The organism is Pseudomonas sp. E315 (assembly GCF_055406205.1).
The window spans coordinates 188,829-204,818 of the sequence record NZ_JBUZPJ010000003.1 but is presented as its reverse complement, the minus strand read 5'-3'; the positions used below and the strand labels follow the sequence as shown (position 1 = coordinate 204,818).

General features: G+C 56.4%; 13 protein-coding genes. 7 read left to right on the top strand and 6 right to left on the bottom strand.

What is annotated here, in order from left to right:
• The first annotated feature begins 166 nt into the window (after positions 1–166).
• From ACZRJQ_RS06340 to pcaC, 7 genes are all read left to right on the top strand, one after another.
• Positions 167–1,024 (top strand): CoA transferase subunit A, encoded by an 858-nt coding sequence (locus ACZRJQ_RS06340; protein WP_463977526.1) that lies wholly within the window; start codon positions 167–169, stop codon positions 1,022–1,024.
• A complete protein-coding gene (locus ACZRJQ_RS06335; protein WP_463977675.1) occupies positions 1,021–1,803 on the top strand; it encodes a CoA-transferase subunit beta in 783 nt (260 codons plus the stop codon). Before ACZRJQ_RS06340 ends, ACZRJQ_RS06335 begins: the two co-directional genes overlap by 4 nt.
• A complete protein-coding gene (pcaF, locus tag ACZRJQ_RS06330) occupies positions 1,800–3,005 on the top strand; it encodes a 3-oxoadipyl-CoA thiolase (RefSeq protein ID WP_463977525.1) in 1,206 nt (401 codons plus the stop codon). Before ACZRJQ_RS06335 ends, pcaF begins: the two co-directional genes overlap by 4 nt.
• 120 nt (positions 3,006–3,125) lie before the next feature.
• Positions 3,126–4,418: an MFS family transporter gene (locus ACZRJQ_RS06325; protein WP_463977524.1), complete on the top strand. Its 1,293-nt coding sequence runs from the start codon at positions 3,126–3,128 to the stop codon at positions 4,416–4,418.
• Positions 4,419–4,466: 48 nt separating this feature from the next.
• Positions 4,467–5,831, top strand: coding sequence for a 3-carboxy-cis,cis-muconate cycloisomerase (locus ACZRJQ_RS06320; protein WP_463977523.1), 1,365 nt, complete (start codon positions 4,467–4,469; stop codon positions 5,829–5,831).
• Positions 5,832–5,843: 12 nt separating this feature from the next.
• Positions 5,844–6,644: a 3-oxoadipate enol-lactonase gene (gene pcaD, locus ACZRJQ_RS06315; protein WP_463977522.1), complete on the top strand. Its 801-nt coding sequence runs from the start codon at positions 5,844–5,846 to the stop codon at positions 6,642–6,644.
• A gap of 10 nt (positions 6,645–6,654) precedes the next feature.
• Positions 6,655–7,047, top strand: a complete 393-nt coding sequence (pcaC, locus tag ACZRJQ_RS06310; RefSeq protein ID WP_463977521.1) for a 4-carboxymuconolactone decarboxylase — start codon at positions 6,655–6,657, stop codon at positions 7,045–7,047.
• A gap of 82 nt (positions 7,048–7,129) precedes the next feature.
• On the opposite strand, the gene ACZRJQ_RS06305 is transcribed toward pcaC, so the two are convergent.
• The 6 genes from ACZRJQ_RS06305 to ACZRJQ_RS06280 all read right to left on the bottom strand — a co-directional run bounded on the left by ACZRJQ_RS06305 (position 7,130) and on the right by ACZRJQ_RS06280 (position 15,989).
• Positions 7,130–7,954 (bottom strand): methyltransferase domain-containing protein, encoded by an 825-nt coding sequence (locus ACZRJQ_RS06305; RefSeq protein WP_463977520.1) that lies wholly within the window; start codon positions 7,952–7,954, stop codon positions 7,130–7,132.
• Between the two features lie 18 nt (positions 7,955–7,972).
• Complete coding sequence (locus ACZRJQ_RS06300) at positions 7,973–8,365, bottom strand: helical membrane plugin domain-containing protein (RefSeq protein WP_463977519.1); 393 nt, start codon at positions 8,363–8,365, stop codon at positions 7,973–7,975.
• Between the two features lie 24 nt (positions 8,366–8,389).
• Positions 8,390–9,580: an NAD(P)/FAD-dependent oxidoreductase gene (locus tag ACZRJQ_RS06295; protein ID WP_463977518.1), complete on the bottom strand. Its 1,191-nt coding sequence runs from the start codon at positions 9,578–9,580 to the stop codon at positions 8,390–8,392.
• Positions 9,581–9,817: 237 nt separating this feature from the next.
• Positions 9,818–11,086 carry an OprD family porin gene (locus tag ACZRJQ_RS06290; protein WP_463977517.1) on the bottom strand — a complete coding sequence of 423 codons (1,269 nt, stop codon included), beginning with the start codon at positions 11,084–11,086 and terminating at the stop codon, positions 9,818–9,820.
• Between the two features lie 299 nt (positions 11,087–11,385).
• The gene (locus ACZRJQ_RS06285; RefSeq protein ID WP_463977516.1) at positions 11,386–12,837 is read right to left on the bottom strand and encodes an AdeC/AdeK/OprM family multidrug efflux complex outer membrane factor; all 1,452 of its coding nucleotides are present in this window, start codon (positions 12,835–12,837) and stop codon (positions 11,386–11,388) included.
• On the bottom strand, positions 12,834–15,989 hold the full coding sequence (locus tag ACZRJQ_RS06280) for an efflux RND transporter permease subunit (RefSeq protein ID WP_463977515.1): 3,156 nt from the start codon (positions 15,987–15,989) through the stop codon (positions 12,834–12,836). The genes ACZRJQ_RS06285 and ACZRJQ_RS06280 overlap by 4 nt, the downstream gene beginning before the upstream one ends.
• Position 15,990: the final 1 nt, after the last annotated feature.

The following is a 15,990-nucleotide window of genomic DNA, read 5'->3' as shown; positions in this document are numbered from 1 at the left end:
TCAGGGTAATTAACCAGCAAGCTAACTATGTGTTCGATTAACGAACACATAGTCGATTATCGGATTGTTTGGCTGATGGCAGCGGCTTAACCTGCTGAGCATCCGGTGCCGCTCTGGCGCACCTTCATCTAGCTAAGTGGCCAACAAAAAACGGGAGCTACCCCTCATGGCAGACATCATTTCGTTACACGACGCCGTGAAACAATTTGTGAACGATGGCGACACGGTCGCCCTCGAAGGTTTCACTCATCTGATTCCGACCGCAGCAGGTCATGAAATCATTCGTCAGGGTAAGAAAGACCTCACTCTGGTACGCATGACGCCTGACTTGATCTACGACCAATTGATCGGCGCCGGTTGTGCTCGAAAATTGATTTTCTCTTGGGGTGGTAACCCGGGTGTTGGTTCATTGCACCGCTTGCGTGATGCCGTTGAGAAGCAGTGGCCGCAACCGCTGGAAATCGAAGAACACAGCCATGCTGACTTGGCTAACGCTTACGTGGCCGGCGCCTCGGGCTTACCTTTTGCCGTGTTGCGTGCCTATGCAGGTTCCGATCTGCCCAAGGTTAACCCGCTGATCAAAACCGTGACCTGTCCATTTACCGGTGAAGTACTGGCCGCCGTGCCTTCAGTGCGTCCCGATGTGACGGTGATTCATGCACAAAAGGCCGACCGCAAAGGCAACGTGCTGCTGTGGGGCATTTTGGGAGTACAGAAAGAAGCCGCACTGGCTGCCAAGCGCTGCATTGTGACAGTTGAAGAAATTGTCGATGACTTGCAGGCGCCCATGAATGCTTGCGTACTGCCGACCTGGGCTTTGAGCGCGGTGTGTCATGTGCCGGGTGGCGCGCATCCTTCTTACGCCCATGGTTACACCGAGCGTGATAACCGTTTCTATCAGGCGTGGGACCCGATTGCCCGCGATCGTGAGACGTTTGTTGCCTGGATTGATGAATACATTCACGGCACTGCGAATTTCAGTGAGTTCCAGGCCAAGTTGGCTCGCCGTTCGGAGGCAAAATAATGGCTTACTCCACCAATGAAATGATGACCGTTGCGGCTGCCCGCCGATTGAAAAATGGCTCGGTGTGCTTTGTGGGTATCGGCTTGCCGTCCAAAGCGGCCAACCTGGCGCGCCTAACGTCCTCCCCGGACGTGGTACTGATTTATGAGTCTGGCCCGATTGGTGCCAAACCGAACGTGCTGCCGCTGTCGATCGGTGATGGTGAGCTGGCTGAAACCGCAGACACTGTCGTGTCGACCAGTGAGATTTTTCGTTACTGGCTGCAAGGCGGGCGAGTGGATGTCGGCTTTTTAGGTGCAGCTCAGGTCGATCGTTTTGGCAACATCAACACCACAGTGGTGGGCGACTATCATCAGCCAAAAGTACGTCTGCCGGGTGCTGGTGGCGCGCCGGAGATCGCTGGCTCGGCAAAAAGCGTGCTGATTATCCTCAAGCAGTCTGCGCGTTCGTTTGTCGAGAAGCTGGACTTCATTACCTCTGTAGGCCACGGCGAAGGCGGTGATTCGCGTAAGCGTCTGGGGCTGCCGGGTGCGGGGCCAGTGGGGATCATCACTGACCTGTGCACGATGGAGCCCGAAGCGCAAACCAACGAATTTGTGGTGACCGCTTTGCACCCTGGCGTAACACGCGAGCAAGTTATCGCGGCGACTGGCTGGGCGATTCGTTTTGCAGACAACGTTGTGCAAACGGCTGAACCGACTGAGGTTGAACTCACTGCGTTGCGCGATCTGGAAGCGCGCACGGCAGTGGCTCACGGCCAGGCACCGGGAGAAGCATGATGCGCGAGGTTTTTATATGTGACGCGATTCGCACCCCCATTGGCCGCTTTGGCGGTGGTTTGGCCGCGGTGCGTGCGGATGATCTGGCTGCGACGCCGATCAAGGCGCTGATTGAGCGCAACCCGAGCGTGAAGTGGGACGAAGTGGATGAAGTCTTTTTCGGCTGCGCTAATCAGGCAGGCGAAGACAATCGCAACGTCGCGCGTATGGCGGCATTGTTGGCCGGGCTGCCAGAAACTATTCCAGGTGTCACGCTCAATCGCCTGTGTGCCTCAGGCATGGATGCCATTGGAACTGCCTTTCGGGCGATTGCCAGTGGCGAGATGGAGCTGGCAATTGCTGGTGGCGTCGAGTCGATGTCACGTGCGCCCTTTGTGATGGGCAAGGCGGATGCAGCTTACTCGCGCAACATGAAGCTGGAAGACACCACCATTGGCTGGCGTTTCATCAACCCGCTGATGAAGGCGCAATACGGCGTCGATCCGATGCCGCAAACCGCCGATAACGTGGCAGATGACTACCACGTCTCGCGCGCTGATCAAGACGCTTTTGCACTGCGCAGTCAGCAGCGTACAGCTGCCGCCCAAGCCGCGGGCTACTTTGCCGAAGAGATCGTGCCGGTACGCATCGTGCACAAAAAGGGCGAGACCGTGGTTGAGCGCGATGAACATCCGCGTGCTGACACCACCCTTGAAACCTTGGGCAAACTCAAGCCAGTCAATGGCCCGGACAAAACGGTGACGGCCGGCAATGCGTCGGGCGTGAATGATGGTGCGGCGGCCCTGATTTTGGCGTCAGCTGAAGCGGTAAAACGTCATGGTTTGACCGCCCGCGCTCGGGTATTGGGCATGGCCAGCGCTGGCGTTGCCCCTCGGGTGATGGGTATCGGCCCTGTGCCGGCTGTGCGCAAGCTGGTTGAGCGGCTTGGGTTGGCGGTCAGTGACTTTGATGTGATTGAGCTCAACGAAGCGTTTGCCAGCCAAGGTTTGGCGGTGCTGCGCGAGTTGGGGCTGGCGGACGATGCGCCGCAGGTTAACCCCAATGGTGGCGCGATTGCCTTGGGGCACCCGCTGGGCATGAGCGGTGCGCGCATTGTGATGACTGCTCTGCACCATCTGGAAAAAACCGGCGGCAAAAAAGGCCTGGCAACCATGTGTGTGGGTGTGGGGCAGGGGTTGGCGTTGGCGATTGAGCGCGTCTAACAACTCACAACAACAAGCCGTGCCGAACGACTGGCCACAGTCGTTCGGTTCTTTGTGGTTGCGGTGTTAGTTGTTGCAAGGTATGTCTAGATCTAACTAATCCCAGATGAGTCCAAAAAGATGACAACAGACACTCACTACACCGGAGAGGAGCGTAAAAAAAGGATTTTTGCGATTGTCGGTGCATCCTCCGGCAACTTGGTCGAATGGTTCGACTTCTACGTTTATGCCTTTTGCGCGATCTATTTTGCCCCTGCGTTCTTCCCTTCTGACGACCCCACGGTGCAGTTACTGAACACGGCCGGGGTGTTTGCGGCAGGCTTTTTGATGCGCCCCATCGGTGGCTGGATATTTGGCCGGGTAGCCGATAAGCACGGGCGAAAAAATTCGATGATGATCTCGGTGCTGATGATGTGCGCCGGTTCATTGGTGATTGCCTTTCTGCCCACTTACGCCTCGATTGGCGCTTGGGCTCCAGCCTTGTTGCTGATGGCACGCCTGTTTCAGGGCCTGTCGGTGGGCGGTGAATACGGCACTACCGCAACCTACATGAGTGAAGTCGCGCTCAAGGGGCAGCGCGGTTTCTTTGCTTCATTTCAGTATGTGACCTTGATTGGCGGGCAGTTACTGGCGGTTTTGGTGGTGGTGATTCTTCAGCAGTTTCTGTCAGAAGATGAGCTACGGGCATGGGGCTGGCGCGTGCCGTTTGTGATTGGTGCAATTGCTGCGCTGATCTCGTTGCTGCTGCGTCGCACACTCAAAGAAACCACCAGCGCTGAAACCCGCAAGGACAAAGACGCCGGCAGCGTGAGGGCGTTGTTCCGTGACCACAAAGCCGCGTTTATTACCGTGCTGGGTTACACCGCAGGCGGCTCGTTGATTTTTTACACCTTCACCACGTACATGCAGAAATACCTGGTCAACACCGCTGGCATGCACGCCAAGACCGCCAGCTACATCATGACTGGCGCGCTGTTTCTGTATATGTGCATGCAGCCGGTGTTCGGCATGCTCGCGGACAAGATTGGTCGCCGTCAATCCATGCTCTGGTTTGGTGCTTTGGGCACGCTGTGCACAGTGCCTATTCTGCTGACACTCAAGACCATCACCAGTCCGTTTTTGGCCTTTGTGCTGATTACCCTTGCGCTGGCCATTGTCAGCTTTTACACCTCGATCAGCGGCTTAGTTAAGGCCGAGATGTTCCCGCCGCAGGTTCGGGCGTTGGGTGTGGGCTTGGCGTATGCCGTGGCCAACGCCATTTTTGGCGGCTCGGCGGAGTATGTGGCCTTGGGCCTCAAGTCGATGGGCATGGAAAACACGTTCTACTGGTATGTAACGGTCATGATGGCGGTTGCCTTTCTGTTTAGCTTCCGTTTGCCCAAACAGCCGAAATACCTGCACCACGATTTGTGATGTGCCCGCGCGCGCCGCTCGGTGGCGCGCGCCTGCTAAGGATGCTTTATGAGTGACCAAACCCATAACCAACTGTTCGATGCTTACTTCACAGCCAACGCTATGGGTGAAGTGTTTTGTGATCATGGCCGGGTTCAGGCCATGCTCGACGTCGAGGCTGGGTTGGCCCGTGCGCAGGCCCGGGTCGGGTTGATTCCAGCCACAGCGGTGGCACCGATTGAGGCTGCCTGTCGCGCTGAGCTTTATGACTTTGCCGCGTTAGGTCGGGCCATTGCCAGCGCCGGTAACTCGGCCATCCCGCTGGTCAAGGCCTTGGGCAAGCGCATTGCGAGCGTGGCGCCAGAGGCTGAGCGGTATGTGCATCTGGGCGCGACCAGTCAAGACGTGATGGACAGCGGCTTGGTGTTGCAATTACGGGCTGCTTTGCATCTGGTTGAGCGCGATCTGGAACAGCTCGGTGATGCGCTCGCTCAACAGGCCCAGCGCTATGCGAGCACGCCTATGGCGGGCCGCACTTGGTTGCAACAGGCGACGCCCGTAACCTTGGGGATGAAAATCGCCAACTGGCTGGGCGCCGTAACCCGCAGTCGCCAACGGCTTCAAGAGTTAAAGCCTCGTTTGCTTTGCCTGCAGTTTGGTGGTGCTTCTGGCACTTTGGCTGCGCTGGGCGATCAAGGGCTGCCGGTGGCGCAGGCATTGGCCGAAGAGCTGGGCCTGAACCTACCCGATCAGCCTTGGCACACCCAGCGCGATCGCTTGGTGGAGTTCGGTGCCGTATTGGGCTTGATTACGGGCGGTCTTGGCAAAATGGGCCGCGATATCAGCCTGTTGATGCAGACCGAGGCAGCAGAGGTTTTTGAGCCTTCAGCACCGGGCAAGGGCGGCTCATCAACGATGCCGCACAAACGAAACCCAGTGGGTTGCGCTGTGCTGATCAGCGCCGCGACTCGGGTGCCAGGCCTGCTGAGCATTTTGTTCAGCGCCATGCCTCAAGAACACGAGCGCAGCTTGGGCCTTTGGCACGCCGAATGGGAAACCCTGCCCGAGATTTGTTGCGTGGTGTCCGGGGCGCTGGCTCAAGCGCTGAGCATGGCCCAAGGCCTTGAAGTGGATGCTGAGCGCATGGCGCGCAATCTGGATCTGACCCACGGGTTGGTGCTGGCCGAAGCCGTGAGTATTGTCTTGGCTCAGCGAGTGGGGCGCGAGGCTGCGCACCATCTGCTGGAACAGTGCTGTAAACGTGCGGTGGCCGAACATCGGCATTTGCGTGCGGTGTTGGGCGAAGAGCCTGAGATTAGCGCGCAGCTGTCAGCGGACGAATTGGATCGCTTGCTTGATCCGGCTCATTACCTCGGGCAGGCGACGACGTGGGTCGAGCGTGCGCGAGCTGAACATTTTGCGTTAGCGCAATAAAAGGAGAAGTTCGTGGGACGTGTACAACTCGCTGAAGGTGAACTCAACTACCAACTCGATGGCCCGCAAGGGGCGCCGGTGTTGGTGCTGTCCAACTCACTGGGTACAGATCTGGGGATGTGGGACATGCAAATTCCAGCATTCGCTGAGCATTTTCAGGTCTTGCGTTACGACACCCGGGGGCATGGTCAATCGCTGGTCAGTGAAGGCCCGTACAGCATCGAGCAACTAGGCCGCGATGTGCTGGCGCTGCTGGATGCGTTGCATGTCGAGAAAGCACATTTTTGTGGGTTGTCGATGGGGGGGCTGATCGGACAGTGGCTGGGCATTAATGCCGGCTCTCGTCTGCGCTCACTCGTGGTGTGCAACACTGCCGCCAAAATTGGTGAACCAGGTGTTTGGAACCCGCGTATTGAAACCGTTCTGCGTGAGGGTCAAGCGGCGATGGTGGCGTTGCGCGATGCGTCGATTGCTCGCTGGTTTACGCCGGAATATGCCCAAGCCAACCCGGATCAGGCCAAGCGTATTACCGACATGCTGGCGGCCACCTCACCCCAGGGCTACGCCGCTAACTGTGCGGCGGTGCGTGACGCTGATTTCCGTGACCAGTTGGGCGCGATTGAAGTGCCAACGCTGGTGGTTGCGGGCACTGAAGATGCTGTGACACCTCCTTCGGGCGGGCACTTTATTCAAGAGCGAGTGCCCGGCGCTCAATACGCCGAGTTCTATGCAGCGCATTTGTCCAACGTGCAAGCCGGTGATGCCTTCAGTCAGCGCGTGCTGGTATTTTTGTTAGCGAGTGAATCGGTTTAAGGAGCGTTTTGTGGACGAGAAACAACGTTACGACGAAGGCATGAATGTGCGCCGTGCAGTGCTTGGCGATGCTCACGTTGATCGCAGCCTTAACGCCCTGACTGAGTTCAATAGTGAGTTTCAGGAAATGATCACCCGCCATGCTTGGGGTGATATTTGGACTCGCCCGGGGTTGCCGCGTCATACCCGAAGCCTGATTACCATTGCGATGCTAATTGGCATGAATCGCAGTGAAGAGCTCAAGTTGCACCTGAGGGCGGCTGCCAATAATGGCGTGTCCCGTGCCGAGATTAAGGAGGTGCTGATGCAAAGCGCCATCTACTGCGGTATTCCTGCGGCCAATGCGACCTTCCATTTGGCGGAGTCGGTGTGGGATGAGCTGGGAGTCGAGTCACGCGAGTGACTCAGGCGCTGTAGGCCAAATCTGTGGGGCGGGCTTGCTCGTGAGCCAGCTACCCGCCTCTACAGAAGCGCTATGGCTGCGATCAGATCGTTGCCAAGATGAAAATTCGCTTGAACGGAAATAAAGTCTGACCATTACTTTCTTGTGGGTAGTGCTCGTGTACTAAACGCAGGTAATGCTCGATAAATCGCTTTTTTTCGGGCTCATCCAACGCCAGTAGCACTGGGCGTAAGGCCGACACTTTTACCCAGTCAAAAATCGGCGATTGGCCCTCTACGACCTGAAGGTGTTCGGTTTCCCAAATGTCCAGCTGTTTGGTCAGCGGAGCCAGCAAGCGGTAGTAGGCGTTGAGTGACAGTACCGTACGCTCGGCCATGAACTGGCGAAGGTTCGCGCAGCCCATTGGTGTGCGGTTCGGGCCGCCTGTTTCCAGGGTTTCGAGCATCAATTGGTACCACAAGGCATCGCGCCAGTTGGACATATGGGCCGCTAGGCAGCCGCCAACATTCAGTTGGCTCAACAACTGGGGCAGCAGCGTTTCATGACCTTTTATGAAGTGTAAAACCGCCGCTGCAAATAACAGATCGGCTGGACTTTGCGCGCGCCATTGCTGCACATCGCATTTTTGCCACAACGCTTTGATGGGCAGATACGTCGCCTCTTCGAGCATTTCTGCTGAACTGTCGACCCCCGTTAGATCTGCCAAGGGCCAGCGCTTGGCCAGCAATTGCGTGGCGATCCCTGTGCCGCAGCCCAAGTCATAGATGCGTTGTGGGCGTTCGAGGTCAACGTGGTCCAACAGTTCAAGTACGGGTCGTTCGCGTAACCGAGCAAATTGCTGATAAGACTTGGCATCCCATTGAGTGCTGGCAGTCCGTGCCAGTGGTGTCTGAGCATTGGAAAGCATGAGGTTGTCCCCTAGTTTTCAGAGTTGTCTTCCGATGACATTGAGTGTGCGTAAAGCAACAGCGCAGCCACGTCGGGTGTCTTCCTGACGCAGCAGTGAAAGGAGTTGATAAAGGCTTGGCGCTTGGGGCTCGGCCGCTGTTTGGGCGCGTGCCATACGCACCGCGTTGCCTGTTTCCCATGTGGCGCTGGTGAGTTGTTCAAACAGCAAGGCCATTTTTTCGATCATGGCAGGGTCGAGCAGATCAATGACGTCCGAGATCAGTGACAGTGCATCGACCAGATTGTCGAGGCGGCCACTTTGAATCAACGGATTGATCTTGTTCAGCAGGGTTTGAATACCCGGCTCGGTGTGTGTGATTGCCGGGCTGCAAGCTGGGCTATCGTCTGGTGCTTCGTCGAATGTATCCATACACGTGCTCCTCCCAGTGTTGGGTCACAGCATTCCACGGGCGACGGCCCAATACAGGCCACGGTTGAATCCATTTCTGAGTAAACCACCCAGCTTGGTGGGCGGTGTCGGCAGCACGTCATTCTCGTAGTCGTACCAAAGTGGCATGCCTGCATTCAGGCCCATCTGGGCAACAGCTTGAACGCGGCCGTCATAGACACTGACGTTGACGCCCAAACGTATTTGCCCCGCGATATTGTTGGCAATCACCGGGCCTTGGTTGTGACAGGCGCCTCCCGCCTTACTGATCGGCAGATCCACGGTATCGCCGATAACGTAGACGTTCTCCAGGCCATACACCTCTAGGGTTTCGTGGTTGGTCGGCAGCCAGCCTTCATTGTTTTGCGCCTGCGAGGCTCCGCTGTTAAGCACAGCATCCACGGCGCGGATGGGCGGGGTGGCCATCAGGATGTCGAATGGCTGTTCTTCTCCCTCGGCGCTGTAAGCAATACGTGCATCCGGGTCGACCTTGCTCAACGTGAACCCGCGTTGAAAATGGATATTTCGCTGCTTGAAAACGGAGGGCAATATTTCTCCGGTGGGGCGTTGCAAGAACAAACAGTTACGCAGCAACTGGGCGGTGGTCGGGTAGGTGTAGACGATTTCAACGTGATCACGCACGCCCCGTCGACGTAAAAAGTCATCCAGCATGAGGGTTGTTTCTACTGGGGCAATCCCGCATTGATGCGGCACGTTGGGCGTTTGTGGAAATGAGACGGTGATAAAGATTCGGCCCTTTTTAATGGTGCTCAAACGTTCTGCCAATTGTTTGGCAGGTGCGTACTGGTAGAAGTGATCACCCGCCTGTTTGAGGCCTTCGATGCGTTCCGGTGCAGGAACACAACCGGTTGCGATTACCAGGTAGTCATACCCAAAACGCTTGCCGTTTCGGGTGTGCAAGGTTTGCTCTTTAAAATCGAAACGGGTGACTTCTTCGACTTTAAAGTCGATTTCTGGGCGTAACAGCGATCGTTCGCTGCGCTTGAGTTCTTGCTCAAAGAACTGATTGAACGCTATGTACATGAACGCAGGTTTGTAAAAGTGATCGGGTGAATTGGAGAGCAAGGTCACTTGCACCTCGCCGCGCAGTATCTCCGGGTAGAGCTTGGTGACCAATTGGTTGGCGAGCAACGTACCACCGACACCACCACCCACGATCGCAATTCGTTTGACCATCGCTTGACCTCCTTGGTCTGGTCAGCGAGAGAGCAGGCATGCGCGAGCCCGTTAGCTGACAAGCAGAAATAAACACACATAAACATTCTGGATAAAGCCTGACTGTATGCGAGTCGTGCGGTTATGCCAGTGAGGTGTCGATGAACGGCTAAGAGGCGCCAATGCGTTGGCAGTGTTGCGTTAACACTAAAACGGGCCGCTAAAGTGCGGCCCGTTATGGTTATTTAGAAAGCGTGGTTACAGCAGGTTGATTGGATAGCTGACGATCACACGGTTTTCATCGAATACATTGTTGCTGTAATCCCGATGGACGGTGGAGTTGCGCCAGCGCAGGTTAAGGTCTTTTAAAGCGCCTTCCTGGAAGGTGTAAGCCAATTCGAAGTCACGCGACCACTCTTTGCCATTGTCTGTGGTGGCGGTGTGGATGTTATCGCCGTGGGTGTAACGCACTGAAGTGGTAAAGCCGGGGATGCCCTGAGCAACGAAGTTGTGGTCGTAGCGCACTTGCCACGAGCGTTCTTTGACGGCATCGAAACTGGTGTTGTACATGTCGTTGGCCAAGGTGCCGCCACTGGTGCCCCCCACACGCATCCACTGGGTTTCACCCGTGAGTTGCTGCAAACCGACGAAGAAAGTGTTGCCCCCGATGCGTGCAGAGAACAAGCCCGAGGCGGTTTTGTTGTCGAGCTTGCCGGCGCGTTGGCTGCCGTCTTCTTTACCGATGAAGTAACCCAGATTGGCACCAAAGGTCCAGTCGCCAAGGGCCTGACTGTGTACCAGGTTGATGTACTGCTGGTTGTAGATGTCTTTTAGTTGGGCATTCCAGACGCCGACCATCGTGCGTTTTTCATTGAAAGTGTATTCGCCGCCCGCAAAGTTGAAGCGGTCAGAGGTTGCACCGCCGAAACTCATGTCTTCCATGTCTGAAGAGTTGCGCCAGCTGACGCCGCGCATTTGGCCGCCATACAGGGTCAAACCCGCGATTTCTTTGGCCGTGATTTGCGCACCTTCAAAGGTTTGCGGCAGTGAGCGGCCATCGTCCGAGCGCAAAATGGGTAACACCACCATCCATTCGCCCACTTTTAGCTCGGTGTTTGAAACGCGAGCCTTGGCGGCTACACCCAGCCGCCCGAAGTTGTCGGGCGCGCCGCGTTTGGCGGTCGAGCCGGTGCCCGTTTGTGGCAGCAATTGGGTGCCCGTGGTGCCGCCACCGCTGTCGAGCTTGTAGGCCATCAATCCCAGCACATCAATGCCAAAGCCCACTGTCCCTTGGGTGAAGCCCGAGCGTGCATCCAGAATGAAGCTTTGGGTCCACTCTTCAGCTTTGGCTTGGGGGTAGGTTGGGTTGGTGAAGTTGCGATTGATGTAGTAGTTACGCAGGTTCAGGTTGACGCTGGCGTCATCGATAAAACCTTCTGCTTGAACGTGGGCAGTGAGCCCGCAACTGACGAGGGCAGCAGTGAGTAGCGTAGGCCACAAGCAATGGCCAGAGTGCAGTGATGACATCGTGGGTCTCTCTAATTGTTAGGGGTGAAGCCGTTCATTGCCGCAACCATGAGGTTGCAGATCAGTGTTATTTGAGAGGGCGTTGGGCGTTGTTAACCCGGTAGAGGCAATGTTGCGAGCATGAGCGAAGACCCGTTTTTATGGTTATTAGGTATGGGGAGAATGGTGCGATGAAGGGTAGGGCAGTTCAATCGAGTGTTGAGAGTATTGGGCGGTAATCGAACGCTACTGGGCGTTGTTTGACGCTTAAAACGAACAAACCCGCCAGAAGGCGGGTTTGTCGTGTGGCGTGAACGTTATCAGGCCTTGGGGGGCTCGTCTGATACCGGTCGATTTTGACCGGTCTGTTCAAACCAGCCGCCGCCTAGCGCTTTGTACAGATTGACCTCACTGGTCAGCTGCGACAGGCGATCAGTGATCAGCGATTGCTGCGCGCTGAACAACGAGCGCTGAGCGTCAAGGAAGGTCAGGTTGCTGTCGATGCCAATCCGATAACGACGTTCGGCCAAACGGTAGTAATCCTGGTTGGCGTTAACGAAATCAGTTTGCGCCTGCAATTGCTGATTGTAGGTTTGACGAGCGGCCAAGCCGTCGGAGACTTCTTGAAATGCCGTCTGGATCGCCTTCTCGTACTGAGAGACGGTGATGTCCTTCTGGATTTTTGAGTAGTCCAGGCTGGCACGCAAAGCCCCTGCGTTAAAAATCGGCAGGTTGATTTGCGGTGAAAACAGCCATGTGCCCGAACCACCTTTGAACAGACCCGAGAGGTCTGGGCTCAAGGTCCCGGCATTGGCCGTGAGGCTGATGCTTGGGAAGAAGGCGGCCCGTGCAGCACCAATATTGGCGTTGGCGGCCAGCAACTTGTGCTCGGCTTCCAGAATGTCCGGGCGACGTTGCAGCAAGTCCGATGGCAAGCCTGCCGGTACTTCGGTCAACAGGTCTGCCGCCAGTGGTTTGCTGGCAGGCAGGTTGTCCGGAATGGTCGTACCGAGCAGCAAGGCCAAGCTGTTTTGGTCTTGAGCAACCTGACGGGTGTATCGGGCCAGTTGTACTTTGGCGTTTTCGACCGAGGTACGTGACTGGCTTACATCCAATGCTGAGGCCACACCGACTTCATTGCTGCGCAAGGTGAGTTTGTAACTCTCCTCGAACGTTTTGAGAGTGTCTTCGGTCAGCTTGAGCAGTTCTTTGTCAGCTTGCCAGGTCAAGTAAGCATTGGCGACGCTGGCCACCAAGCTGATTTGGGTCGTGCGGCGAGCTTCTTCAGTTGCAAAGTAGTTCTGCAACGCTTGATCGCTGAGGCTGCGAATACGACCGAACAAGTCCAGTTCGTAAGCGCTCACGCCCAAGGTCGCTGAGTAGGAGCTGGTGATGCCTGACTCGCCCGTCTGCGACATGTTGGCCGGTGTGCGCTGGCGGCTGCCGCTGCCATTGGCAGTGACGGCCGGGAACAGGTCGGCACGCTGAATGCGGTACTGCGCCGCATAAGCGTCAATGTTCAACGCCGCAACCCGAAGGTCGCGGTTGTTTACCAGCGCTGTTTGAATCAGCTGTTGCAGGGCCGGGTCTTGAAAAAACTGACGCCAGCCTTGTTCTGCAGCGGCCTGATTGGCCGCTTCGGTCGGCGAGTAAGCCGGCCCTGTCGGGTATTGCGCCGCTACCGGCGCTTCAGGGCGCTGGTAATCGGGGATCAGCGAGCAGCCGCCCAGCGCGAACGCTGCGACAGCTACTGCGAGAAGCGACTTGCTCATTGGCCAGCCTCTTTGTTTGGAGTTTTAGTCAGGTCCACTTTGGGTTCGGTCTCTTTTTTGCTACCAAAAGAGGACACGGCCACGAAGAACAGCGGCACCCAGAACACAGCGAGAACGGTTGCGGTGATCATACCGCCGATAACCCCTGTACCAATGGCGTGCTGACTGCCCGAACCTGCGCCCGAGGAAATGGCCAGTGGGATCACACCCAGTACAAACGCCAGCGAGGTCATGATGATCGGACGCAAACGCATGCGGCACGCCTCGATTGCAGCCTCCGTCAGGGTACGCCCTTGTTCATGCAGCTCCTTGGCAAATTCGACAATCAGAATGGCGTTTTTCGAGGCCAGACCGATGGTCGTTAGCAAGCCCACCTGGAAGTACACGTCGTTGGACAGCCCCCGCATGCTGGTCGCCATAAGTGCACCAATAATCCCGAGCGGAACAACCAGCATTACCGCAATTGGAATCGACCAGCTTTCGTACAGGGCCGCAAGGCACAGGAATACCATCAGCAAGGAAATCGCGTACAGGGCAGGTGCTTGCGAACCTGACAGACGCTCCTCGTAAGACAGGCCCGTCCAGGAGATACCGACACCAGCAGGCAGCTTCTTGGCCAAGGCTTCGACTTCGGCCATGGCCTCACCGCTGCTGTAGCCAGGCGCTGGAGCACCGAGGATTTCCATCGCTTCTACGCCGTTATAACGCGACAGCTTAGGCGCGCCGTAGATCCACTTGCCTTTGGCGAAGGCCGAGAATGGCACCATCGTCCCTTGGTCGTTGCGTACATACCACTTCTTCAGGTCTTCAGGGTTCATCCGCGATTCAGCGTCACCTTGCAGGAAGACCTTTTTAACGCGGCCACGGTCGATGAAGTCGTTGACGTAACTGGCACCCAAACCAATCGACAGGGTGTTGTTGATGTCAGACAGGCTTACGCCCAGAGCGCGAGCGGCTTCGTCGTCAATTTCCAGCTGGTATTGCGGCTCGTCGTTCAGGCCGTTAGGGCGTACGCCTGCCAGGACTTTGCTTTGAGACGCCATGCCAAGGAACTGATTACGCGCTTCCATCAGTTTTTCGTGACCGATACCGGCGCGGTCTTGCAGGTAAACGTCAAAACCGGTGGCGTTACCCAACTCCATAACCGCTGGCGGGGCAAAAGCAAACACCATTGCATCGCGGAAGGTGGAGAAGTGCTTTTGAGCGCGAGTAGCCAGTGCGAATACGCTGTTGTCTGCATCGCGCTCACCCCAAGGTTTGAGCATGATGAACGCCAACCCCGAGCTTTGACCACGACCGGCAAAGTTGAAGCCGTTTACGGTGAACACCGAAGACACTGCGCCCGATTCCTCGGTCAGCAGGTATTCGCGCATCCGGTCGATTACATCCTGAGTGCGTTCTGCTGTCGTGCCTGCCGGCGTTTGAACCTGGGCGAACAGTACGCCCTGATCTTCTTCTGGCAAGAAGGAGGTTGGAATGCGTGTAAACAGGAACACCATGCCTACCACGATCAGTACGTAAGCCAGCAGGTACGGTGCTTTGTGGCGCAGGATGCTGCCGACACCTTTCTCGTAGCGCTTTACGCCACTGTCGAAGGTGCGGTTAAACCAGCCAAAGAACCCGCGCTTGTTTTCACCGTGATCGCCTTTTTGAATGGGCTTGAGCATGGTGGCGCACAGGGCCGGGGTGAAGATCAATGCAACCAGTACCGACAAGGCCATCGCCGAAACAATGGTGATCGAGAACTGTTTGTAAATCACACCCGTTGAGCCGCTGAAGAACGCCATAGGCAGCAATACAGCCGAGAGTACCAAGGCAATACCCACCAGAGCACCCTGGATTTGCTCCATGGATTTTTTGGTGGCTTCTTTGGGCGGTAACCCTTCTTCGCTCATCACCCGTTCGACGTTTTCAACCACAACGATGGCATCGTCCACCAGCAAGCCGATGGCCAGAACCATACCGAACATGGTCAGGGTGTTAATGCTGAAACCGGCTGCTGCGAGAATCCCGAAAGTGCCCAGCAATACCACCGGCACGGTCATCGTGGTGATGATGGTGGCGCGGAAGTTTTGCAGGAACAGGAACATCACCAGGAACACCAGTACAACGGCTTCAACCAGGGTTTCAAGTACGCCCTTGATCGATGCCGAGACCACTGGCGTGGTGTCGTAGGGGTAAACCACTTTCATGCCTGGCGGGAAGAATGGTTCCAGGTCGCTGATGGTTTGGTGCAGTGCCTTGGCCGTATCCAGCGCGTTGGCGCCTGTTGCCAGCTTGATCGCAAGACCCGAAGACGGTTTGCCGTTGTACTGGGCGCTGATGCTGTAGTTCTCGCCGCCCAACGCTACATCGGCCACATCGCTCAGGCGAACCTGAGAACCATCGGTGTTGACTTTGAGCAGGATCTTTTTGAACTCATCGGCCGTTTGCAGACGGGTTTTGCCGATGATGGTTGCGTTCAGCTCCTGACCTTTTACCGCCGGCAGGCCGCCCAGTTGCCCGGAAGACACCTGTACGTTTTGTGCGGAGATAGCCGATTTAACATCGACCGGTGTCAGGTTGTACTTGTTCAGCTTGGACGGGTCGAGCCAGATACGCATTGCGTACTGAGCACCGAACACCTGGAAGTCGCCCACACCTTCGGTACGGGAGATAGGGTCCTGCATGTTCGAAACGATGTAGTTCGACAAGTCGTCCTTGTTCATGGTGCCGTCTTCGGACACCACGCCGATCACCATCAGGAAGTTTTTAACTGCCTTGGTGACTCGGATGCCTTGCTGCTGAACTTCTTGAGGCAGCAATGGCGTTGCAAGGTTGAGCTTGTTCTGCACCTGAACCTGAGCAGTGTCAGGGTCGGTGCCTTGCTCGAACGTAGCCGTAATGGTCATGCTGCCGTCGGAGTTACTCTCCGATGACACATAACGCAGGTGGTCAATACCGTTGAGTTGCTGCTCGATCACCTGAACCACGGTGTCCTGCACGGTTTGCGCAGAAGCGCCCGGGTAGGTCACGGAGATCGAAATGGCGGGCGGTGCAATGCTCGGGTATTGGTTGATCGGAAGTTTGAGGATCGATAGAGCCCCGACCAGCATGATCACCAGGGCAATTACCCAAGCGAAAATCGGACGGTCGATAAAAAATTTCGACATG